This is a genomic window from Gaiella sp. (assembly GCF_057140465.1).
This window is the reverse complement of record NZ_DBNHWK010000002.1, coordinates 1-21,817: the sequence shown is the minus strand read 5'-3', so window position 1 is coordinate 21,817 and position 21,817 is coordinate 1. Positions and strand designations below refer to the sequence as shown.

20 protein-coding genes and 1 riboswitch are annotated in these 21,817 nt (G+C 72.2%); of the genes, 7 read left to right on the top strand and 13 right to left on the bottom strand.

Annotated features, from left to right (window positions below; translation table 11 throughout):
• Both AC162C_RS00130 and AC162C_RS00125 read right to left on the bottom strand, forming a co-directional pair.
• Positions 1 to 500 (bottom strand): GNAT family N-acetyltransferase (locus AC162C_RS00130; protein ID WP_484095775.1); only part of this gene is annotated, 500 nt, incomplete at its 3' end.
• A 30-nt stretch (positions 501 to 530) separates the two neighbouring features.
• The gene (locus AC162C_RS00125) at positions 531 to 2,702 is read right to left on the bottom strand and encodes an ATP-dependent helicase (RefSeq protein WP_484095774.1); all 2,172 of its coding nucleotides are present in this window, start codon (positions 2,700 to 2,702) and stop codon (positions 531 to 533) included.
• Positions 2,703 to 2,818: 116 nt separating this feature from the next.
• Between AC162C_RS00125 and AC162C_RS00120 the strand changes: the two genes are divergently transcribed.
• The gene (locus tag AC162C_RS00120) at positions 2,819 to 3,709 is read left to right on the top strand and encodes a GNAT family N-acetyltransferase (protein WP_484095773.1); all 891 of its coding nucleotides are present in this window, start codon (positions 2,819 to 2,821) and stop codon (positions 3,707 to 3,709) included.
• Between the two features lie 14 nt (positions 3,710 to 3,723).
• Here the strand turns inward: AC162C_RS00120 and AC162C_RS00115 are convergent, their stop codons facing one another.
• The 3 genes from AC162C_RS00115 to AC162C_RS00105 are packed head-to-tail and all read right to left on the bottom strand — an operon-like array spanning position 3,724 to position 6,488.
• Positions 3,724 to 4,506 (bottom strand): ABC transporter ATP-binding protein, encoded by a 783-nt coding sequence (locus AC162C_RS00115; protein ID WP_484095772.1) that lies wholly within the window; start codon positions 4,504 to 4,506, stop codon positions 3,724 to 3,726.
• A complete protein-coding gene (locus AC162C_RS00110; RefSeq protein WP_484095771.1) occupies positions 4,503 to 5,567 on the bottom strand; it encodes a FecCD family ABC transporter permease in 1,065 nt (354 codons plus the stop codon). Before AC162C_RS00110 ends, AC162C_RS00115 begins: the two co-directional genes overlap by 4 nt.
• A 6-nt stretch (positions 5,568 to 5,573) precedes the next feature.
• The gene (locus tag AC162C_RS00105) at positions 5,574 to 6,488 is read right to left on the bottom strand and encodes an ABC transporter substrate-binding protein (RefSeq protein WP_484095770.1); all 915 of its coding nucleotides are present in this window, start codon (positions 6,486 to 6,488) and stop codon (positions 5,574 to 5,576) included.
• Between the two features lie 29 nt (positions 6,489 to 6,517).
• A riboswitch (cobalamin riboswitch) is annotated at positions 6,518 to 6,705 on the bottom strand.
• Here AC162C_RS00105 and AC162C_RS00100 point away from each other — a divergent pair.
• The 3 genes from AC162C_RS00100 (at position 6,700) to AC162C_RS00090 (ending at position 7,746) form a co-directional block, all read left to right on the top strand.
• Positions 6,700 to 7,068: a VanZ family protein gene (locus tag AC162C_RS00100; protein ID WP_484095769.1), complete on the top strand. Its 369-nt coding sequence runs from the start codon at positions 6,700 to 6,702 to the stop codon at positions 7,066 to 7,068. Its footprint overlaps the riboswitch before it by 6 nt.
• Entirely contained in the window at positions 7,065 to 7,520 is a 456-nt protein-coding gene (locus AC162C_RS00095; protein ID WP_484095768.1) for an HAD family hydrolase, read from the top strand. The genes AC162C_RS00100 and AC162C_RS00095 overlap by 4 nt, the downstream gene beginning before the upstream one ends.
• Positions 7,521 to 7,530: 10 nt before the next feature.
• Entirely contained in the window at positions 7,531 to 7,746 is a 216-nt protein-coding gene (locus AC162C_RS00090; RefSeq protein ID WP_462974165.1) for a hypothetical protein, read from the top strand.
• Positions 7,747 to 7,756: 10 nt separating this feature from the next.
• Here the strand turns inward: AC162C_RS00090 and AC162C_RS00085 are convergent, their stop codons facing one another.
• The gene (locus AC162C_RS00085; protein WP_484095767.1) at positions 7,757 to 8,845 is read right to left on the bottom strand and encodes a PQQ-dependent sugar dehydrogenase; all 1,089 of its coding nucleotides are present in this window, start codon (positions 8,843 to 8,845) and stop codon (positions 7,757 to 7,759) included.
• A 65-nt stretch (positions 8,846 to 8,910) separates the two neighbouring features.
• Here AC162C_RS00085 and trkA point away from each other — a divergent pair, with 65 nt between their 5' ends.
• From trkA to AC162C_RS00070, 3 genes are read left to right on the top strand one after another with little or no spacing between them, the layout of a single operon-like run.
• Entirely contained in the window at positions 8,911 to 10,236 is a 1,326-nt protein-coding gene (gene trkA, locus AC162C_RS00080) for a Trk system potassium transporter TrkA (RefSeq protein WP_484095766.1), read from the top strand.
• Positions 10,233 to 11,771 carry a TrkH family potassium uptake protein gene (locus tag AC162C_RS00075; RefSeq protein ID WP_484095765.1) on the top strand — a complete coding sequence of 513 codons (1,539 nt, stop codon included), beginning with the start codon at positions 10,233 to 10,235 and terminating at the stop codon, positions 11,769 to 11,771. Before trkA ends, AC162C_RS00075 begins: the two co-directional genes overlap by 4 nt.
• On the top strand, positions 11,771 to 13,309 hold the full coding sequence (locus AC162C_RS00070; RefSeq protein ID WP_484095764.1) for a TrkH family potassium uptake protein: 1,539 nt from the start codon (positions 11,771 to 11,773) through the stop codon (positions 13,307 to 13,309). The genes AC162C_RS00075 and AC162C_RS00070 overlap by 1 nt, the downstream gene beginning before the upstream one ends.
• A gap of 84 nt (positions 13,310 to 13,393) precedes the next feature.
• Here the strand turns inward: AC162C_RS00070 and AC162C_RS00065 are convergent, their stop codons facing one another.
• From AC162C_RS00065 to AC162C_RS00035, 7 genes are all read right to left on the bottom strand, one after another.
• Positions 13,394 to 15,466: a sodium-translocating pyrophosphatase gene (locus tag AC162C_RS00065; RefSeq protein ID WP_462974878.1), complete on the bottom strand. Its 2,073-nt coding sequence runs from the start codon at positions 15,464 to 15,466 to the stop codon at positions 13,394 to 13,396.
• A 179-nt stretch (positions 15,467 to 15,645) separates the two neighbouring features.
• Positions 15,646 to 16,803, bottom strand: a complete 1,158-nt coding sequence (locus AC162C_RS00060; RefSeq protein ID WP_484095763.1) for a carboxylate-amine ligase — start codon at positions 16,801 to 16,803, stop codon at positions 15,646 to 15,648.
• A 112-nt stretch (positions 16,804 to 16,915) separates the two neighbouring features.
• Positions 16,916 to 18,166, bottom strand: coding sequence for a glycosyltransferase family 4 protein (locus tag AC162C_RS00055; protein WP_484095762.1), 1,251 nt, complete (start codon positions 18,164 to 18,166; stop codon positions 16,916 to 16,918).
• A 66-nt stretch (positions 18,167 to 18,232) separates the two neighbouring features.
• Positions 18,233 to 18,853, bottom strand: coding sequence for a redox-sensing transcriptional repressor Rex (locus tag AC162C_RS00050; protein ID WP_484095761.1), 621 nt, complete (start codon positions 18,851 to 18,853; stop codon positions 18,233 to 18,235).
• Between the two features lie 94 nt (positions 18,854 to 18,947).
• Complete coding sequence (locus AC162C_RS00045; protein ID WP_484095760.1) at positions 18,948 to 19,208, bottom strand: glutaredoxin family protein; 261 nt, start codon at positions 19,206 to 19,208, stop codon at positions 18,948 to 18,950.
• Positions 19,209 to 19,211: 3 nt separating this feature from the next.
• A complete protein-coding gene (locus AC162C_RS00040) occupies positions 19,212 to 20,486 on the bottom strand; it encodes a Glu/Leu/Phe/Val family dehydrogenase (RefSeq protein ID WP_484095759.1) in 1,275 nt (424 codons plus the stop codon).
• 46 nt (positions 20,487 to 20,532) lie between these two features.
• On the bottom strand, positions 20,533 to 21,817 hold a 1,285-nt coding region (locus AC162C_RS00035; protein ID WP_484095758.1), incomplete at its 5' end, for a S8 family serine peptidase.

The window sequence follows — 21,817 nt, the reverse complement described above, 5'->3', positions numbered from 1 at the left end:
ACGCGAAGCGACTCGTCGTGCTCGAGCAGTCGCGCCGAGCCTTCCCGCGGCGGCAGGCCGTCACGGAGCCCAACCCGGTGCAGGTCGGCCTTCACGCCCATGCCGGTCGACCCGAGCCCGTAGCCGTAGCGGCCGTAGATCGTCTCGGCCGACGCCCACAGCGCCGCGAGCGACTCGCCGCGCTCGCGCACGTCGTTCAACTGCGCCCGCATCATCCGGCCGAGCAGCCCGCGCCGCACATGTGTCGGCAGGACGCCGACGACGGTCACGCCGGCGCACGGGAGCGGCCCGCCGGGCACGGTCAGCTCGAACGGGAAGGCGCCCGCGCCGCCGACGATCTCCGAGCCGTCGAACGCGGCATGGAACCGGTCGAGCGGGAGCAGCCGCGAGAACCGCTCGGCCTCCTCCTCGGTGATCCGCGACCCGAAGTAGTGGCTGATCGGACGCAGCGCGCCGCGGAACTCGTCGAGGTCTCGTGTCGGGCGCACCCGGTAGGCCATGGCGTGGATCCTACGGGCGCCCTGGCCGCGTCAGCCGATCTTCTCGAGCGGCGCGTAGTCGAGCATCAGGCGGCGCTCGCTCCCGTCCGCCGCGAAGCGGACGGTGACGACGCCACCCGGCTCGATCCGGGTCACGACGCCCTCACCGAGCGAGCCGTGGCGCACGGAGTCGCCGGTACCCAGGGAAGGCACGTCGCGGTCGTCCCGTGGAACGACCTGGCGCGGCGACGACGCGTACCCGCTCCAGGAGGACGGCCGGAGCCGCTCGCGCTCGACGGCGCCGGGGAGCTCGTCGAGGAACCGCGAGGGCAGGTTGTAGTCGCGGCGCCCGTAGAGGCTCCGCGCCGCCGCGTGCGTGAGCACGAGGCGCTCCATCGCGCGTGTCATCCCGACGTAGCAGAGGCGGCGCTCCTCCTCGATCTCGTTGTCCTCGATCGAGCGCGCATGCGGGAAGATCCCCTCCTCCATGCCGATCACGTAGACGGCGCGGAACTCGAGCCCCTTCGCGTTGTGGATCGTCATCAGGGTCACGACCCCGCCGTCGGCGCGCAGCTCGTCCTGGTCGGAGACGAGCGAGATCTCCTGGAGGAACGCCGCCAGCGTCGGCTCCTCGCGCTCGCGGCGGAACTCCTGGGCCACCCCCACGAGCTCCTGGAGGTTCTCGATGCGACCGCGCGCCTCGATCGTCCGCTCCGCCTCGTACGCCTCGAGCGTGCCCGACCGGACGAGCACGGCCTCGACGAGCTCGTCGACCGGGAGCTCCTGTGCGGCGGACATCAGCGACTCCATCGTCGCCCTGAACCCGCGTACGGCACGGGCGGCAGCGGTGCCGAGCCCTGCCGCCTCGGGGTCGGCGGCCGCCTCCCAGAGCGGGATCTCGAGCGCGCCGGCGTGTGCCACGAGCCGCTGCACCGACGTGTCGCCGATGCCGCGCCGGGGCCGGTTCGCGATGCGGAGCAGCGAGACCGCGTCGGACGGGTTGTCGAGCACGCTCAGGTACGCGACCGCGTCCTTGATCTCGGCCCGCTCGTAGAAGCGTGGCCCGCCGATCACCTGGTACGGCACCTGCTGTCGGGTGAGCACGTCCTCGAGCACGCGCGATTGGGCGTTCGTGCGATAGAAGACCGCGATCTCGCTCGCCGAGAGCCCCCCGTCGACGAGGCGCGCGAGCTCGGCGGCGACGAACCGCGCCTCGGCGTGCTCGTCCTCGACCTCGACCACCTCGACCGGGTCGCCTCGCCCGAGCTCCGAGAACAGCCGCTTCGGCTTGCGGTCGCGGTTGTGCTCGATCACGGCGTTCGCCGCCTCGAGGATCGCGTTCGTGGAGCGGTAGTTCTCCTCGAGCGCGATCACACGCGCGCCGGGGAAGTCGCGCTCGAAGTCGAGGATGTTGCGGATGTCGGCACCCCGGAACGCGTAGATCGACTGGTCCGGGTCGCCGACGGCGAAGACGTTTCCGTGCTCCGCGGCCAGCAGCTGCAGCAGCCGGTACTGCGCATGGTTCGTGTCCTGGTACTCGTCGACCAGCACGTACCGGAACGCGCGCTGCCACTTCTGCCGCGCCTCGGGGAAGCGCTCCAGGGCCTCGACGGTCAGCATCAGGAGGTCGTCGAAGTCGACGGCGTTCGAGCGGTGGAGCGTGCGCTGGTAGTGCTCGTACACCTCCGCCACGGTCTGGTCCCAGAACGAGCTCACGCGATCCCGGTACACGGCGGGGGTGACGAGCGCGTTCTTCGCGTTGGAGATCTGGGCGTGGATGCCGCGAGGCGTGAAGCGCTTCGGGTCCTTCCCCAGCTCCTCGAGGCAGAGCTTGACGACCCGCACCTGGTCGGCCTGGTCGTAGATCGTGAAGCTCGGCGTGTACCCGAGCCGCTCCGCCTCGCGCCGGAGGATCCGGCCGCACGCCGCATGGAAGGTGAGGATCCAGATCGCCCTCGCGGTACGCCCGAGCATCTGTTCGAGCCGCTCCCGCATCTCTCCCGCGGCCTTGTTCGTGAAGGTGATCGCGAGGATCTCGCTCGGCCGCACGCCGCAGGCGCGCGTCAGATGCGCGACGCGGTGCGTGAGGACGCGCGTCTTGCCCGACCCGGCGCCGGCGACGACCAGCACCGGCCCCTCGGTCGTGAGCACGGCCTCGCGCTGGGCGGGGTTGAGGCCGGCGAGTGCCTCCTCCCAGGCAGCGTCGTGCGGAGCGACCGTCACCGTTCGATGCTACCCGGGCGGCCGACGGTCGCCGGGGACGGGTCCGTCCGGCCCGGGACGCGACGCTCGACGCGACTCAAGTCGAACCCCCGATTCGTCCGATCCAGTACCAGAGAATGCCCCTGGGAACGACCGCGCTCGTGATCAGACCGCTCCACACCGACGACCTGCCCGGCCTCGCCGAGCTCGTGCGAGGCCTGCTGCCGACCGTCGTCATCACCGAGCAGGGCCTCGACCACATGCGCAAGTCGACGCAGTGGTGGGTCGCCGAGGCAGGGGGCGAGCTCGTCGCGGCGGCGCGGGCCGGACGGTTCGGCCGCTGCTGGCTCGGCGTCGCACCGTCCGCGCGGGGCCACGGCCTCGGGCACGAGCTCGCCGGCATCGTCGAGGACGCCGTGCGCTGTGCCGGGTACAGCCACGCCGTCGTGTGGACCGACGACGCCGTCGGCGCCTGCTTCGCCGAGCGCCACGGCTACCACGAGGAGCGACGGAAGCCCGTGTCGGTGCTCCGCGTCGCGGAGAGTGACGTGCCGGAGCTCGTGGTTCCACCCGACGTCGCGCTGCTTCCGCTCCGCGAGATCGAGGGCCGGCTCCGCGAGCTGTACGAACTGACGATGCTCGCACACCGGGACGACCCCGCCGACCCGCTCGACGGGCACCAGTCGTTCGAGGACTGGCTCCGCGACGACATCGGCGTCCCTGACCTCGACCTCGACGGGAGCGTCGTCGCCGTCGTCGACGGCCGCCTCGCGTCCGTGGCGTACGTCGCAACGGACGGGAACGACCGGGCCGAGAACGAGTTCACGGGCACGCACCCTGCGTTCCGCGGGCGCGGCCTCGCGACGCTCGTCAAGCTGGCGACGGTGCACTGGGCGCGCAACCGCGGGATCCGGGAGATCTGGACGGGGAACGACAGCGAGAACGCACCGATGCTCGCGATCAACGCGAAGCTCGGCTACGAGCCGTCGCGCGTGCGCCGGAAGCACGTCAAGCACCTCGTGGGCTGAGCCCCGCCGGGCGATCAGCCGGTGCTGGAGCCGCGTCGCGGCACGACGGCGAGCCGGTCGCCGACCGGGACGACGTCGATCGCCGCGTGGTAGTGGGTCGCGATCGTCGCCTCCGTGAGCACCTCCGCAGGGGTGCCGTCGGCGACGACGCGACCGCCGTCGAGCAGCACGACGCGGTCGGCGTACTGCGCCGCGAGCGTCAGGTCGTGCATCGCGGTCACGAGCGTGAGGTCGGTGTCGCCGCGCAGCTCGTCGAGGAGGTCGAGCGCATGCTGCTGGTGGCCGATGTCGAGCGCCGTGGTCGGCTCGTCGAGCAGCACGACGCTCGCCTCCTGGGCGAGCGCGCGCGCGACGACGGCGCGCTGTCGTTCGCCGCCGCTGAGCGTGTCGAGCCGCCGGTCGCGCAGCTCGAGGAGGTCGAGGCGAGCGAGTGCGCGCCCCGCCGCCTCGCGGTCGCTCCTGCCTTCCTTCGCGAGCGGGCCGAGATGCGGCGTCCGCCCGAGGAGGACGTACTCGGACACGGTCATCCACGGCGGGATCGCCGGCTCCTGCGGGACGACCGCGAGCTCGCGCGCGAGCTCTACACGTCGTAGCCTGCGCGTGGCGCGCCCGCGGAGCTCGATCACGCCGGCGAAGTCGACGAGCCGGGCGATCGCGCGTACGAGCGTCGTCTTCCCGGCCCCGTTCGGGCCGATCAGGGCGACCCACTCCCCACGCTCGACGTCGAGCGAGACGTCGTCGACGACGACGTTCCCGCCGAGGGAGACCGAGACGGCGGCGAGGCGGAGGGCCGTCATCGAGACCCGACCCGACTCGTCCGGAGGACGACGGCGAAGAACGGCGCCCCGACGAACGCGGTGACGACGCCGAGCGGGATCTCCGCCGGGGCGAGCGCGGTGCGCGCGACGACGTCCGCGAACACGAGGAAGCCCGCGCCGACGACGAACGAGAGGGGCAGCAGCGCGCGGTAGCCGAATCCGGTGAGCAGGCGGATCGTGTGCGGGACGATGATCCCCACGAAGCCGATCAGCCCGCTGACGGCGACGACCGCGGCCGTCCCGAGTGTGGCGGCGACGATGAGCGCGAGGCGCATCCGCCGCACGTTGACGCCGAGGCTCGTCGCCTCGTCGTCCCCGAGGTTGAGGACGTCGACGACGCGGCGCAGCGCGACGATCACGGCGACGGCGACGGCGACGTAGGGGAGCACGAGGAGCACGTCGCTCCATCCCGACGTCGGAAGGCCGCCGAGGATCCACGAGTAGACCTGCCGGAGCGTGTCGGTGTTCCGCTGCTGCACGAACGTCTGCGCCGCCGTCAGGAACGACGCGACCGTCACGCCGGCGAGGACGAGGGTTGCCGCGTCGCGGGCGCGGCCCGCCGAGCGGCCGACGGCGTACGCGAGCACGACGGCGAGCGACGCCCCGACGAAGGCCGCGAGCGGCAGGAGCCGCTGCCCCTGGATCCCGGCCGGCGCGTAGGCGATCGCCACTGTCGCCCCGAGCCCGGCACCGGCGGCGACGCCCAGGAGATACGGGTCGGCGAGGGGGTTCCGGAAGACGCCCTGGTACGTCGCACCGGCCGTCGCGAGCATGCCTCCGACGAGCGCGGCGAGCACGACGCGCGGGAGCCGCAGCTCCCACAGGATCGACCGCTCCGTCGGCGAGAGGTCGGAGGTGACCCCGGGGAGGTGCAGCCGCTCGCCGATCGTGCCGAGCACCGCTCCGGCCCCGAGGTCGACCGGCCCCGCGAGCACGCCGACGACGACGGCGACGAGGAGGAAGAGCACCGCGGCGGCCCCCCAGAGCGGAGCCACGCCGCGGGAGCGGACGTCGTGGTGGCGGACGGCGGTGCTCTCCATCGCTGGCTACGGGGAGAGACGGCCGATCGCCGTCGCCATCGCCCGGAAGAAGTCGACGAGGCGTGGCCCCCAGCGCGAGGCGAGCGAGTCGTCGATCCGCACGATCGAGCCCGTCCGCACCGCCTCGATCCGGTTCCAGCCGGGACGGGCGGCGACCGTCGACGGCTTCTGCCCGCAGCACACGCTGTCGGCGAGGACGATCAGGTCGGGGCTGCGAGCGACGATGTACTCCGCGGACAACTGTGGGTACCCGCTCCCCGAGCCGTCGGCGGCGTCGGCGATGTTCTCGAGGCCGAGGAGCGCGAAGACCTTCCCGACGAACGTCTTGGACGTGACGGTGTAGTAGTCGGGCGAGAGCTCGTGGTAGACGGTGAGACCGGCCGCCCGGTTCTTCGTCTTCTTCACGAGTGCGCCGACCCGCGTCTTCATCCTGGCGATCACGCGCTCCGCAGCCGCGACCCGGCCGGTGACGATCCCGAGCTGACGGATCTGCTGGTAGGCGCCCTTGAAGGCCCGCGGCGCGTCGTGCAGGACAACGGGGATCCCGAGCTTCGCGAGGGCGCCCGAGAGCCCCTTCGGGTCGAAGGCGATGACCACGAGGTCGGGCCGGTAGGCGGCGATCGCCTCGACGTTCGGCGTGAAGCCGGAGAGCGTCGTCCGCGGGGCGCTCTTCGGGTAGTCCGACTGGTCGTCGACCGCGATCACCTGGGGCCCGGCGCCGATCGCGAACAGCGTCTCGGTCGCGGTCGGCGAGAGCGAGACGATGCGACGCGGCCGCTTCGCGATCGTCACCTTCCCGTTGTCGGCCGTGATCGTGACCGGGAAGGACCCCGGCGCGGCGTTCTCGGCGGCGGCCCCGGCGAGCGCGAGGGCGAGCGCGGCGAGGACACCGACGACGAGAACCAGGAAGCGATGGGGCACCAGAATCCTCCTTCCGCGAGGGGATCTCGGGGTATGTCCGGAGGCGGCAGGTCTTCTGACTCGGGGCGCCCTCCCCCACCGCCTTCCCAGCCCGCGGGCCAGTGGCGTCGTGGCGGGGGAGCATCTCCCCTCACAGCGGCGGGACCGTCCCGGACTCGCACCGGGTTCCCTCACCGCGCTCCGTTGTGGGGGGCGAGCCTATCATCGGAGAGTGGCCGCGTCACCCGTCGTCCCCACGCCCGTGCGGCGCTGGGCGCCCGTGATCGCCTGGGCGGCGCTGATCTTCGCCTTCTCCTCGGTGCCGAGCCTCGGCACCGACCTCGGAACGTTGGACCTCGTGCTGCGCAAGCTCGCGCACGTCGCCGAGTACGCGATCCTCGGCGCGCTGCTCCTCCGGGCCCTCGGCGCGGCCCTCCCCGCGTTCGCGCTCGGCGTCGTCTACGCCGCGAGCGACGAGGTGCACCAGCTCTTCGTCAGCGGCCGGAACGGCTCCCCCGTGGACGTCGCGATCGACGCGGTCGGCGTCGGAGTGGGCATCGTCGCCTGGCGCTCCGTCTCCCACAGGCGCGCGACGGCATGACGGCCCTGCTCGTCGACCTCGACGGGGCGCTCGGGGACACCCGGCGCCTCTGGGACGACTGGCTCGCCGACGCCGCGTCGGTGCTCGGCGTCGACGTGACCGCGCTCCCGGCCGACCGTGCCGAGGCGGCCCGCGTGCTCGACGCCGGGGAGGCGAGGAACTGGCGCGTCCTGCTCGAGCGGTTCGCGGAGGATCGCGCGCCCGTCTACCTCCGCCCGGCGGCAGACGTGAGCGCCGCGCTCCGCCGGCTCTCGGCGACGGGCGCGACGGTGGCGGTGTTCAGCGATGCGCCCGACGAGCTCGCGCGCGTCGCTCTCGCGCAGCTCGGCGCCGTGCGGCGCGTCTCGGCCCTGGAGGCAGGGGCAGGGGCGCTGGAGCGCCTGCAGGTGCGGTTCGGCGACGGTGCCGTGGTCGTGGCGACACGCGAGGAGCTCGTCGCGGCCGCCTCGTAGAATCTCGGTGATGGAGCACAAGGACGTCCCCGACCGCCAGTTCGACGCGCTCCTCGACCGTCTCGACCGGATCGTCGATCAGCTGGAGCGGATCGACGGCAGGCTCGAGCGGGCAGAGGGCCTGGCCGACGTGAGCCGCGAGCTCCGGTCGCTCAACGAGTCGCTGAACGCACTCGCCTACGCGGCGCTCGGACAGAGCCCGCAGGTTCGTCGCCGCGCCGTGTGAGGGACGCCCGTCAGGGCGCGAGGCGGAAGATGGTGCCGTTGTGCGAGACGAGGTACAGCTCGCCCGCGAGGTCCTCGCCGAACGACGTGATCGACTCGACCCGGAAGCCCTCCTCGCGCGTGCCCGCCTTCGGCGCAGCAGCGAGAACGCTCCAGATCCGACCGTTGCAGTAGTCGCCGAAGAAGTAGCGCCCGCGGGCCGCGGCGACGCGCTTCCCGCGGTAGACGTAGCCGCCGGTCACCGAGCACCCGTCGCCGTGCGTGTACTCGACGACGGGCTGGACGAGCCTTCCTGGGCCGAGCGCCTTCTGCTCGTACGGTCGCGAGCCCTCGTAGACGTCCCAGCCGAAGTTCACGAGCCCCGTCGTCCCGCGCGGCAGCCGGTCGATCTCCTCGACGGCGCCCTCACCGACGTCGCCGATCCAGAGGGCACGAGTCGCACGGTCGAACGAGAACCGCCACGGGTTGCGGAGCCCGAGGGCGACGATCTCCGCGGTCGGCTTCGCGGCACGCGGGTCGAGCCGCACGAGCTTGCCGAGCAGGGTGCCCATGTCCTGCGCGCGGTTCTCGGGGTCGCCCCCCGACCCGCCGTCGCCCATCCCGACGTAGAGCTTGCCGTCGGGGCCGAACGCGACCATGCCGCCGTTGTGGTTCCGGTACGGCTGGGGGACGCGGAGCAGCAGTCGCGCCGAACCCGGCAGCGCGCGCGCCCCCCGCGAGCGGTAGGCGACGACGCGCGTCGCACCGCTGCGATCCGTGAAGTTGACGACGAACAGCCGGCTCTTCCGGTAGTCGGGCGCGAACGCCAGCCCGAGCAGCCCCTGCTCGCCGCCGCTGACGATCGTCGCGCGGACGTCGAGGAAGGGCGCTGCGCGCACACTGCCGCGCTCGATCACCTTCACGAGGCCGCCCTGCTCGACGACGTACAGCCGGTTCGGCTCGCCGGGCGCGGCGGTGACGAAGACGGGGAGCGACAGCCCCGTCGCGCCGCGCGTCAGGCGCAGCGCATCGCCACGCGCCTCGCGCGCGGTCGCGACGGCTGCCGCAACGCCACATGCGGCCAGGATGGCGATCCCCGCCAGCGCCAGACGACCCCTCACCCGACCCACGGTAGCGAACGCTCTCCGCCCCGCGCGGCCGACAGGGGGAGTACGCTGGCGCCGGGATGAAGGTCTTCGTCGTCGGCGCGGGCCAGGTCGGCTCCACGATCGTCGAGGCGCTCCACGACGATCACGAGATGGTGGTCGTCGACCAGGACGCCGCGAGGCTCACCGCCCTCGCGTACCGGTACGACGTCGCCACCTTCGAGGGGAACGGCGCGAGCCGCAAGACGCTGACCGAGGCCGGGATCGCCGGCTCGAACCTCGTGATCGCGTGCACGTCGCGGGACGAGGTGAACCTCGTGGCGGGCGCGTTCGCCCGGATCGAGGCCGAGGGCGCGACGACCGTGATCAGGACGTCGAACACCGAGTACGTCGACCTCTGGCGCGGAGGCAGGCTCGACCTCGACTTCGTCGTCTGCTCGGAGCTCGAGACCGCGAACGCGATCGCGCGCGTGATCGGCGTCTCCGCGGCCGTGCAGACGGACGTGTTCGCCGAGGGCCAGGTGCAGATCGTCGAGTTCGACGTCGAGTCGGGCGGCGGGCACGGCATCGTCGACCTCCCGCTGCGCGAGGCGCGCATCCCCCACGACTCGAAGGTCGCGAGCATCATCCGCGGCGAGACGATGACCCTCCCCGGCGGGGACAGCGTGATCCACACCGGCGACCGCATCGTCGTGATCGGCTCGCCCGAGGCCGCGCGTACCTGGGGCGAGATCCTCGCGCCGTGGGAGTCGGAGGTCACGGACGTCGTGATCTTCGGCGGCGGCAGGGTCGGAGCCGCGATCGCCCGGGCGCTCGTCGAGCAGCGCATCGCGGTGCGCCTCATCGAGCCGAACCGGGAGCGGGCCCGCGACGTCGCCGAGGCGCTCCCCGACGTCCGCGTCTACAACGCCACCGGGCTCGACCCGGAGTTCCTCGAGCGCGAGCGGATCGGCCGCGCGCAGGCAGCGATCTTCGCGATGCGCGACGACGCGAAGAACCACTTCGCCGCGGCGCTCGCGCGCGTCCACGGCGTCGAGTTCACGATCGCGATCGTCCACGAGCCGATCGCACAGAAGGTGTACGAGGCGTCGAACGTCGACGTCACGGTCAACCCGCGCCAGGTGACCGCGGAGGAGATCGTCCGCTTCGCCCGCGACCCGCGGACGCATCAGCTCGCGATGATCGAGGGCGATCGGTTCGAGGTCCTCGATCTCACCTGCCGGCCCGAGAGCGAGTACGTCGGGAAGCGGTTCCGGGACATGCCGATCCGCGGCGCACTGATCGGGGCGGTCGTCCGGGGCGGCAAGGCGATCTTCCCGCACGGCGACGACACGCTCCTCGTCGGCGACCGGGTCATCGTCTTCACGGAGGCGGCGAACGTGCCGACGGTCGAGCGCGCCCTGTGAGGGCGTCCGGCAGGCCGTCCGGGGTCCGGCGACGCCCTCTGCTCGAGATCGATGCGCGCGGCGCGCTCGGCCTCGTCGGCACCATCGTCAAGTACCTGGCGCTCGCACCGCTCTTTCCGGCGGTGCTCGCCGTGGCGTACGACGAGTCTCCCTGGCCGTTCCTCGGGACGACCGCGATCGTCGGCGTCGTCGGGCTCGTCCTCGAGCGCATCGGCGGCGAGGCGCGCATGCGCGTCGGGTCGCGCGAGGGATACCTCGTCGTGGCGGTCGCCTGGCTGCTCGCCGGCGTGATGGGCGGGCTGCCGTACCTCCTCGCCGGCCAGGAGCACCTCGACCGCCCCGTGGATGCGCTCTTCGAGGGCATGTCCGGCTTCACCACGACCGGCGCCACACTGCTCGTGGACATCGAGTCGCTGGGGAACGCGATGGCGATGTGGAGGCAGTTCACCCAGTGGCTGGGCGGCCTCGGGATCATCGTCCTCGTGCTCGCCGTGCTCCCCCGGCTGCGCGTCGGCGGGCGCCAGATCCTCGAGACGGAGCTGCCCGGCCCCGAGGTCGACCAGCTCGGCGAGCGCATCCGCCAGACGGTGCGCCGGATCTGGGTCCTCTACCTCGGGCTCACGGTCGCCGAGGCGCTCGTGCTCTCGATGCTCGGCTGGACGGGGGCGGACGAGGCGATGACCCCGTTCGACGCCGTCGCGCACGCCTTCACGACCATCCCCACGGGCGGCTTCTCCACGCAGTCCCGGTCGATCGAGGCCTTCGGCGCCGCCACCCAGTGGACGATCGTCGCCTTCATGGTGCTCGCCGGGCTCAACTTCGCGCTGCTCTGGCGCGCCGTCATCGGCCGCCGACCGAAGGTGCTCTTCCGGGACGAGGAGATCCGCGTCTACCTGATCCTCCTCGCGCTCGCGTCCGGGGTGCTGGTCGTCGAGCTCGCGACGGAGACGATCGCAGGGAGCGACGCCCCGGTGCGGACCGGGGTCTTCCAGGCGGTGTCGCTGATGACCGGTACGGGGTACGCGACGGCCGACTTCGCGAACTGGACGACCGTCTCGCTGATGGTGCTCGTGCTCCTGATGTTCGTCGGGGGCTCGGCCGGGTCGACGACCGGGTCGGTGAAGGTGCTGCGGCACCTGTTGCTCGGCAAGGTGCTGCGCCGCGAGCTCCGTCAGACGCTGTCCGACGAGCTGATCATCCCGATCCGGCTCAACGGGAGGGTCGTGGACGAGCAGACGCTGCGCGCCGTCACCTCCTTCGTCCTCCTCTACCTCGGCCTCTTCGTCGTCGGCACCGCGGTGATCGCCGTCGACTCGGCGCTGCAGGGGCCGTCGCTGACGCCCGTGGACGTCATCTCGACGGCTGCGGCGACGCTCGGGAACGTCGGCCCGGCGACGGGCCCGATCGGGCCGATGCTCTCCTACGAGCCCTACAGCGACGTCTCGACGCTCGTGATGACGCTGCTGATGTGGCTCGGACGCATCGAGGTGATCCCGGTGATCGTCCTGCTCACGCGCCGCTACTGGAGGGTCTGATGGTCAGCCGCGACGTCCGGCATCCACCCCGTCCGCGGCGGCGGCTCGCGGTCGAGCTCCGCGGCTCGCTGGGGCTCGTCGGGACGCTCGTCAAGTGGCTCGGTCTCGCCCCCCTGTTCCCGGCGGTGCTCGCGGTCGGGTACGGCGATCCCGTCCTGCCCTTCGTCGTCGCGGCCGCCGTCGCCGGGGTCGCCGGGGTCGCCCTCGAGCGGATCGGCCGTGGGGCCGGCCCCGTCGTCGGCACGCGGGAGGGGTACTTCGTGGTCGCGTCGACGTGGCTGCTGGCGGCCCTGCTCGGAGCGATCCCGTACCTCCTCTCCACCGACCCGGAGCTGTCACGTCCGATGGACGCGGTGTTCGAGTCGATGTCCGGGTTCACGACGACCGGCGCGTCGATCCTCCGCGACGTCGAGGCGCTCGACCCGTCGCTCGCGATGTGGCGGCAGTTCACGCAATGGCTCGGAGGCATGGGGATCATCGTGCTGGCGCTCGCCGTCCTCCCCCGGCTCCGGGTCGGGGGCCGCCAGCTGCTGGAGGCGGAGCTGCCCGGGCCGGAGGTCGACGAGCTCGGCAGCCGCATCCGCCAGACCGCCCGCAGGCTCTGGGGCCTGTACGTCGTGCTCACCGTGCTCCAGGCGCTCGTCCTCGCCCTGCTCGGATGGACGGGCGTCGACGACCGGATGACCCTGTTCGAGGCGGTCGCACACGCCTTCACGACGATGCCCACGGGGGGGTTCTCGACCGAGGCCCGCTCGATCGAGCTCTATGCCGCGCCGACGCAGTGGGTGATCGTCGTGTTCATGGTCGTCGCCGGCGCGAACTTCGCACTCACCTACCGTGCCCTCGTCCGGAGGCGGGTGCGCACCGTGATCCGGGACGAGGAGCTGCGCCTCTACGCGATCTTCCTCGTCGTCGGGTCGGCCCTGCTCATTCTCGTGCTCGAGACCGAGGATCTCGCGGGAAGCGCGTCCGCCGTCCGCACGGGCGTCTTCCAGGCCGTGTCGGTCCTCACCACGACGGGCTACGCGACCGCGGACTTCAACACCTGGACGACGCTCGCGCTCGTGACGATCGTCGCGCTGATGTTCGTCGGCGGCTCCGCCGGGTCGACGGGCGGCTCGATCAAGGTCGTCCGACACCTCGTGCTCGGCCGGGCGCTCCGCCGTGAGACCCGGCTCGCCGTGCACCCGGAGCTCGTCGAGCCCCTGCGGCTGAACGGCCAGACGGTCGGCGAGCGCACGATCCGCGCGGTGATCGCGTTCGTCCTCCTCTACGTCGGCGTGTTCGTGGTCGGCGCGGGCGTGCTCGCGCTCGACACCGCGATCCAGGGCCCGGACGTGCGGCCCATCCATCTGATCGCGGCCGCCGCGACGACGCTCGGCAACGTCGGCCCCGCGCTCGGCTCCGCGGGCCCGGAGGGCAACTTCTCCGAGTTCAGCGACGTCTCGAAGGGGACGCTCGTCGCCCTCATGTGGATGGGGCGGCTCGAGCTGCTCCCCGTGCTCGTCCTCTTCACCCGGAGCTACTGGCGCGCGTGAGCACCGTCGCCCGATGCCGGCAGGCGGGGCGGGAGAGGTGTGGGAGGTGCGGGCCGGGGCCCCGAGGGCCCCGGCCCGGTGCTGCTAGCCGTGGATCGAGGCGATGATCGGGATCATGAGGATCGCCACGATGTTCGCGATCTTGATCATCGGGTTGATCGCGGGCCCGGCGGTGTCCTTGTAGGGGTCGCCGACGGTGTCGCCCGTGACCCCCGCGGCGTGGGCCTCCGAGCCCTTGCCGCCGTAGAGGCCGTCCTCGATCAGCTTCTTCGCGTTGTCCCAGGCTCCGCCGCCCGACGTCATCGCGATCGCGAGGAACAGGCCCGTGACGATCGTGCCGATCAGCATGCCGCCGAGCATCTCCGGCTTGATGATCCCGACGATGATCGGGAAGGCGACGGGGATCAGCGCGGGCGCGAGCATGCTCTTGATCGCCGAGCCGGTGACGATCGAGATCGACGTCGCGTAGTCGGGGCGCGAGGTGCCCTCCATGATCCCCGGGTCCTCGCGGAACTGGCGGCGTACCTCCTCCACGACCTCGCCGCCGACGCGGCCGACCGCGGTCATCGCCAGCGACGCGAACAGGAACGGCATCAGGCCGCCGATGAACAGCCCGGCGATCACCCACGGGTCGTCGAGCGCGAAGCTGATGTCGAGGCCCTCGTCGGCCAGCCCACGGACGTACTCGTCGAAGAGGACGAGGGCGGCGAGACCGGCCGAGCCGATCGCGTAGCCCTTCGTCACCGCCTTCGTCGTGTTGCCGACCGCATCGAGCGGGTCGGTGACGCCACGGACGGACTCCGGCATGTCCGCCATCTCGGCGATCCCGCCTGCGTTGTCGGTCACGGGGCCGTACGCGTCGAGCGCCACGATCAGCCCGGTCATCGAGAGCTGGGCCATCACGGCGACGCCGATGCCGTAGAGGCTCGGGTCGCCGTCGCCGATCCCGGCGGCGTAGTAGGCGCCGACGACGCCCGCGGCGATCACGAGCACGGGGAACGCCGTCGCCTGCATGCCGTAGGCGAGGCCGGCGATGATGTTCGTCGCGTGCCCCGTTTGCGAGGCCTCGGCGATCTTCTTCACCGGGTGCCATCGCGAGCCCGTGTAGTACTCGGTGATCGCGACGAGCAGGAAGGTGATCGCGAGCCCGATCAGCGCGGGCACGTAGAGCTGCCAGAAGGAGAACCACTCGCCGTCGTAGGCGAGCGTGACCGGGATGAAGCCGAGCGCCGAGAGGATCGTCGCGACGATCACGCTGCGGTAGAGGGCGTTGATGATCGCGTTCTCGCCGCGGCCGACCCACGAGAAGAACGTCCCGATCACGGAGGCGAGGATGGAGACGCCGCCGAGGGCGAGCGGGAAGAGGTAGAGGCTGCTGTCGTCGAAGTCGTCGACGAAGCCGATCCCGAGCAGCATCACGGCGACGGCGGTGACGGCGTAGGTCTCGAACAGGTCGGCGGCCATGCCGGCGCAGTCGCCGACGTTGTCGCCGACGTTGTCGGCGATCACGGCCGGGTTGCGCGGGTCGTCCTCGGGGATGCCGGCCTCGATCTTCCCGACGAGGTCGGCGCCCACGTCGGCGGCCTTGGTGAAGATGCCGCCGCCGAGCCGGGCGAAGACCGAGATCAGCGAGCCGCCGAACGCGAGCCCGATGAGATCGTCGACGGCGGACTCGGGCTCGTTGCCGATCCAGCCGGTGAGGACCCAGTAGTACCCGGCGACGCCGAGCAGCCCGAGACCGACGACGAGGAGCCCGGTCACCGAGCCGGCGCGGAAGGCGACCTTGAACGCGGGCGAGACGCCCTCGCGCGCGGCCTCCGCCGTCCGCACGTTGGAACGCACGGCGACGTTCATCCCGATGAAGCCGGCGGCCGCGGACAGCGTCGCCCCGATCAGGAAGCCGACGGCGGCGCCCCACCCCAGCTTGTCGTAGAAGCCGAGCGCGAGGAACGGCACGACGGCCACGGCTGCGATCGTCGTGTACTGCTTCTTGAGGTACGCGGCGGCGCCCTCCTGGACGGCCTTCGAGATCGCCTGCATCCGCTCGTTGCCGGCGGGCTGAGCGAGCAGCCAGTAGGTCAGGTACAGGCCGTATGCGACCCCGACACCACCGCAGATGAGCGCGAAGAGCACGGCGTGGTCAACGAAGAAATCCATCAGTCCTCCGGAATGCAGCCCTCACAAAGAAGCGCCGAAACCGCTTCGGCGCGGGGCATTATCTATCACAAGCCGGTCGTCGTGCGACGTGCGTGGGTGACTCGGCAACGATCGGCCCACCGCCGCTACCCGGCCGAGTCGGCGGTCGCGCCGCCCTCGACGCCCGCCGAGGCGCCCGCTCAGAGCTCGCCGACGCGGGCCGGCCGGACGACGAGATCGGCGTAGATGTCCGCGATCGAGGCGCCTTCCCGATACCGGGCGATCTGACGCTCGGCGGCGTTGCGCTCGGGCAGCGCGAGCAGCGGAGCGGCCCCGATCTCCCCCGCCACCGGCTCCACCCAGGCGATCAGCTGCTCGAGCCGCGCACGTGCGGGGACGGCGACGCCGCGGTCGAGGTCGAGCAGCTCGCCCGACAGCCCGTAGCGGATCGCCCGCCACATGTTCTCCTCGAGCAGCCGGTGCGGATGCAGCGGCACCGGCTCGCCCTCGTCGTGGGCCCGGGCGATGCGGGCGGCGAGCGCGGCGGCGAGCGCGGCCAGCGCCTGCGCATCGGCGAGCGACGGCTGCGCGTCGCAGATCCGGATCTCCACGGTGGGGAACGCGAGGTGCGGCCGGACGCTCCACCAGAGCTGCGTGGGCTCGTCGATCGACCCCGTCGCGTACAGCAGCCGGACGTAGCGCTCGAAGGCGTCCCAGCTCCCGTAGGCGTCCGGGATCCCGCACCGCGGGAAGAACCGCGTGAAGATCTGCGTCCGGGCCGAGTGCAAGCCGGTGTCGACGGCCTCGACGAACGGGGAGCTGGCGGAGACGGCGAGCAGCTCCGGGAGCACGTTGCGGAGCCCGTCACAGACGGCGATCGCGCGATCGGCGCCCCGGACGGCGACGTGCACGTGGAGGCCGAACGTGTTGTTGCGCCAGACGACGTACCGGAGGAGCTCGTCGTTGCGCCGGTAGTGCGGCGTGTCGATGATCCGCTGCGCCTTCCAGTCGGCCCAGGGATGCGTCCCCGTCGCCGCGAGCGCGATCCCGAGCGGCTCGACGAGCGCCGCGAGCTCCGCGCGCCGCTCCTGCATCGCCGCCGGCAGGCCCGCCACGGTCTCGAGCAGACCGGTCTTGATCTCGACCTCCGACGCGATCAGCTCGCCGACGAGGTTCGGGGCGAGGCCCGTGTCGGCCGCCGCAGCCTGCACCTCCTCGAACCGACCGACGAGGTCGAGCGTCTCGGGGTCGAGGAGCGCGAACTCCTCCTCGACCGCGACGGTGAAGTCGGAGGCCTGCTCGAAACGCTCGCGCGCCTCGCGCAGGAGCGTGTCGTACGCGGTCGTCGTCGCGTCCATGGCCCGGGAAGCCTAGCCAACACTTCCGTCAGGAAAGCATCGGCGGCGACCCTCCCGACGAGTGCCCCACGAGGGGCGAGGACGGGGCACCGACGACGCGGGATCGTCGCCGTCAGCGAGAGAGCTCGAGCAGCCGCCGGGCCACGCCTGCCCAGCTCCAGCGGTCGACGACGGCGGTGCGGACCCCGGTTCGCAGCGTCTCCCGGTCGGCCGGAGCGAGCGCGAGCACCTGCACGAGGCGCTCGTGGAGTGCGCCCACGTCGCCCGTCGGGAAGCTGACGAGGGGCCGGAGCGACGGAGGCAGCTCCGCCTCCAGGCCGGCCGCGACTTCCGCGAGTCCGGAGTGGCGCGACATCACGGGCGGGCAGCCGGCTGCCGCCGCCTCCGCTGCGACCATCCCGAACGCCTCGGGGAACACCGAGGGGACGACGCAGGCGTCGGCCAGCGCAAGGAGGTGCCGGAGGTGGCGGTGCTCGAGCGGCCCCGTGAAGAGGGCGCGCACGCCGAGGGCGGCGGCCCGCTCCTCGAGGGAGGCACGCTCCGGCCCGAAGCCCACGATCACGACGCGCGCGTCCACTCCGGACAGCGCGTCGAGCAGGACGTCGACGCCCTTCTGCGGTATCAACTTGCCGAAGTAGACGACCACCGGCCCCGAGGCGAGGAAGTCGCCGAGGCGAGCCTCGTTCCCCTCGTCGGGGAGCCGCTCGTCCCCGTTCCCGGGGTTCGGCGGGTCGGCGGCCGCTTCGCGGACGAGGGACCGAAGTGCGTCCTCACGCCGCTCCGGAACCCACTCGTCGACGTCGACACCGGGCGGCACCTCGTGGACGCGGTCGACCCGTCCGCACACCTCCTGCAGCACCCGGCGGATGTGCTCCGACCCGACGAACGTCGCACGGGCGGCGGCCAGGCACTCGGCCCCCCACGCCGACAGAGCGGGATCTCCCCGCATCGCGTACTCGAGCTCCGACCCGTGGGCCTTGACCGCGAACGGCGCGCCGGCGGCGGCGCCCACCGGGCCGCCGAGGAGCACGTGGTTCGTGAACACGAGGTCCGCGGGGAGCTCGACGCGGATCGCCGCGGCGTTCGCCTCCACCCACCGCTCGAGCTCGGCGCGGGAGCAGTCGGGGAGCCGCCGGACGTCGTCGAACCCCTCGTACCGGTCGAGCACGAAGACGGGGAGAAAGCCGCCCACGTCGGGACGCCGGGTCACTGCCCCGCCGAGGTCGTACCGCTCGGGTCGGGGCTCCTGCGAGAGCACGACGACCTCGTGGCCGGCACGGCTCCACTCGCGCGCGAGCTGCCGCGAGTAGACGTTCGAGCCGGTGCCCCCGAGCAGGTATCCGTGCCAGAGGACGATCCGCACAGGGCAATACTGCCTTCGCGGCGGGCTGTCGACGCGTAGGTGGCCGAGGGCGCGGGCCCGCGCCGGTCAGGTCAGGTGGAAGTAGAGGGCGTAGAGAAGCTCGACCGCCGGGTTGGAGGTGTGCACCTGCACATCCGTCGGGGTGTCGAGCAGCGCCTCGCTGTAGTTGAAGATGATCTTCACGCCGGCGGCGACGAGCGCGTCCGCTGCGTCCTGCGCGGACGACGCGGGAACGGCGAGCACGCCGACGATGATGTTGCGCTCGGGGACGACCTGCTCGACGTCGTCGATCGCGGAGACCGTGACGCCGCCGATCGCGCGACCGACCTTCGCCGGGTCGGTGTCGAAGACGGCAGCGATCGTGATCCCGTGCTCGCCGAAGATCGGGGAGCTCGCAATCGCCTCCCCGAGCCGACCCGCACCGACGAGCGCGATGTTGTGCTGCCCCTGCGTGCGCAGGATCTTGCGGATCTCGGCGAGCAGCGAGTCGATCTGGTAGCCGACACCGCGCTTGCCGAACTTGCCGAAGCCGGAGAGGTCGCGCCGGATCTGCGTCGCGTTGATGTTCGTGTACTCGGCGATCTCCTGGGACGAGATGCGGTCCTTGCCCATCTTCTTCGCCTGGGTGAGGACTTGCAGGTACCGGGAGAGCCGCGCCGCCACGCCGACCGTCAACCGCTCCGCCACTGCCGCTCCTTTCCCTCGTCGGCCGGGCCGCCGGGCCCGGCGAGTTTGTGACACCGTGTCACATTCTGCCTGGGCGCCGCCGTCGCCGCGCCGGTCAACCGACCGCCCCGCCGTGCAGGCGGTCGCGCAGCCCGTCGGCCGTGACGACGTACCGGAACGCGTGCACGCCGTCGAGCTCGAGCACCGGGATCTCGGCACGGTAGTCGCGCTCGAGGTCGTCGTCGCCCGTGATGTCGACGACGTCGAGCGCGAAGGGCGTCTCCCGACGCACGGCCTCCACGACCTCGAGCGCCGCGTCGCAGAGGTGGCAGCCCTCGGCGACGTACAGCACGGCCCGTACCGGGCGGGCGGTCATCCGCTAGGGGTACAGGCCGCGGATCGTCGTCGCCTCCGCGACGCGCTGCACGGCGAGCCCGTACGCGGCGACGCGCATGCTCGTGCCGAAGCGCTCCCTGGTCTGCCAGGTCTCCTCGAACGCGCGGACGGTGATGTCGTTGAGCTTCGCGTTCACCTCGTACTCCTTCCAGAAGTACTCCTGGAGGCCCTGCACCCACTCGAAGTAGGAGACGACGACGCCGCCCGCGTTCGCGAGCACGTCCGGGAGCACGAGCACGCCGCGGTCCTCGAGGATCTCGTCGGCGCTCGGCGTCGTCGGGCCGTTCGCGCCCTCGCAGATCATGCGCGCCCGGATGCGGGCAGCGTTCTGGGCCGTGATCACCTGCTCGAGGGCGCACGGCGCGAGGACGTCGCAGTCGAGCTCGATCAGCTCGGCGTTCGTGATCGCGTCCGCGCCCGGCAGGCCTTCGAGCACGCCGTGCTCCTGCTTGTAGGCGATCGCCGCCTGCACGTCGATGCCGTAGGGGTTCGCGACACCGCCTCGGGAGTCGCTGACCGCCACGATCCGCGCTCCCTCCTCCGACAGCAGGCGGGCGAGGTTCCTGCCGACGTTCCCGAACCCCTGGATCGCGATCCGGTTGTCGGGGAGCCGCGCGCCCTGCTTCTGCAGGGCCGTCCTGATCGAGTAGAGCGCTCCCCGGGCCGTCGCCTCGTCCCGCCCGAGCGACCCGCCCACCGACAGCGGCTTGCCCGTGACCACCCCGAGCACCGAGTGGCCGACGTTCATCGAATACGTGTCGAAGATCCACGCCATCACCTGCGAGTCCGTACCGACGTCGGGGGCGGGGATGTCCTTCTCCGGCCCGATCTCGTTGATGATCTCGGTCGTGTACCTGCGCGTCAGGCGCTCGAGCTCCCCCGGCGAGAGCTCCTTCGGGTTACAGACGACACCGCCCTTCGCACCGCCGAACGGCAGCCCCATCAGGGCGCACTTCCACGTCATCCACATCGCGAGCGCCTTCACCTCGTCGCGCGTCACGGCCGGGTGGTAGCGAATGCCGCCCTTCGCGGGCCCCCGCGTCATGTTGTGCGTGACGCGGTAGGCCTCGAAGACCTCGACCGACTGGTCGTCCATCACGACCGGCACGGACACCTCGACGCACTTCTTGCACTCGGCCAGCACGCCGACGAGGTTCGGGTCGATGCCGAACGTCTCCCCCACGTGCGCGAGCTGACGCTGCGCGATGGCGAACGGGTTCTCGGCGAGATGCGTCGCCGGCGCCTCCGTGGAGCTCATCGTTGGCACCGTCCCTGACTCACGACGACGAGGACTATACCGCCGCTCATCGGATCCGGAACGGTACGCGCTGCTCCTCGCGAGGGCCGCCGCCGACCGGCGTCGCGACGATCGCCAGCTCGTACGCGGCAGGCGCGAGTCGCGCCCCGCGCGGCCCCCGCCCGGTGATGCCGAACGCGTACCGTCCAGGCAGGACCTCGCGGAGGTGCACGAGCCTGCCGAGGTTGCGACGGCCGCGATAGAGGTCGATCGTGAGCGTGTCGAGCGGGAGGAGCTGCGGGCGGTCGACGGAACCGTCCACCCGTCCCGCCACGAGGCTGAGCACCGCCGGCCGGGCGTCTGACGGGGCGAACGCCGCGACCGAGAGGCGGATCCCGTCGAGCAGCGGCTGCCCGGTGACCGGAACCGCGATCGCCCACGGGACGCGGAGCGTGGCGCCTGCGCGGACACGAACGCGGAGCGTGCCCACGAGCGCGCCCGGGGCCTTCGGCCGCGCCGCGAGCTGGGCCGTGAGTCGCAGGGTGACGGTGCGGCCGGGGCGAAGCACTCTCGCCGAGGGTGTCGCCGTCACCGTGACACCTGCTCTCGTACGCGTGCCGGAGACGACCGTCAGCCCGAGCGGTCGGCGGGAGACGTTGCGGAGCGTCACCGTCCCGCGGAGCTCCTTCTCGCCGGGGACGCTCGACCCGAAGGAGACCGTCGGCAGATCGGCGACGAGCTCGACGGTGGCCGCGCGGGCCGGGTCGACTGCGCCCGCCACGACCCCGGCCAACGCTTGCGCCGGCCGCGCCGACGCGACGAGGGCGCCGCCCAGTGCCGCCGCGTCGAGATCGGGTCGAGCCTGCACGACCAGCGCAGCGGCGCCTGCGGCGACCGCAGCCGCCGCACTCGACCCGCTCACGGTCCCGAAGCGCGCTCCGCCGTCGTCGCCGAGACCCGGCTCGGAGGTGGCGAGGCCGACGCCGGGGGCGGCGAGCTCCGGCTTCGTGCCCCCGTCGAACGCCAGGCCGCGAGAGGAGAAGGGGGCGGTCGCGGCCAGGCCCGGGTTCGGCTCGATCGACGCCGCGCCGAGCGCGAGCTCCACCGGGCGGCCGGTCGCGAGGAGGCCCCTGATCTCGTCGGCGACGCCCGCCGGGAGGCCGAGGATCGGCACCCCGAGCGCCTCGTCGATGCCGAGCGACCCTGCGGGCAGCGGTCCGTCCACGAGGACGGCGCGAGCGCCGGCCGTCGCCAGCTCGCGAACGGCCTCGAGAGTCGGCGCGCCGGGCGGCAGGAGCGCCGCAGACCCGGCGACCTTGCTGTAGCCCCTGGCGTCGAACTGGCGCTCCACG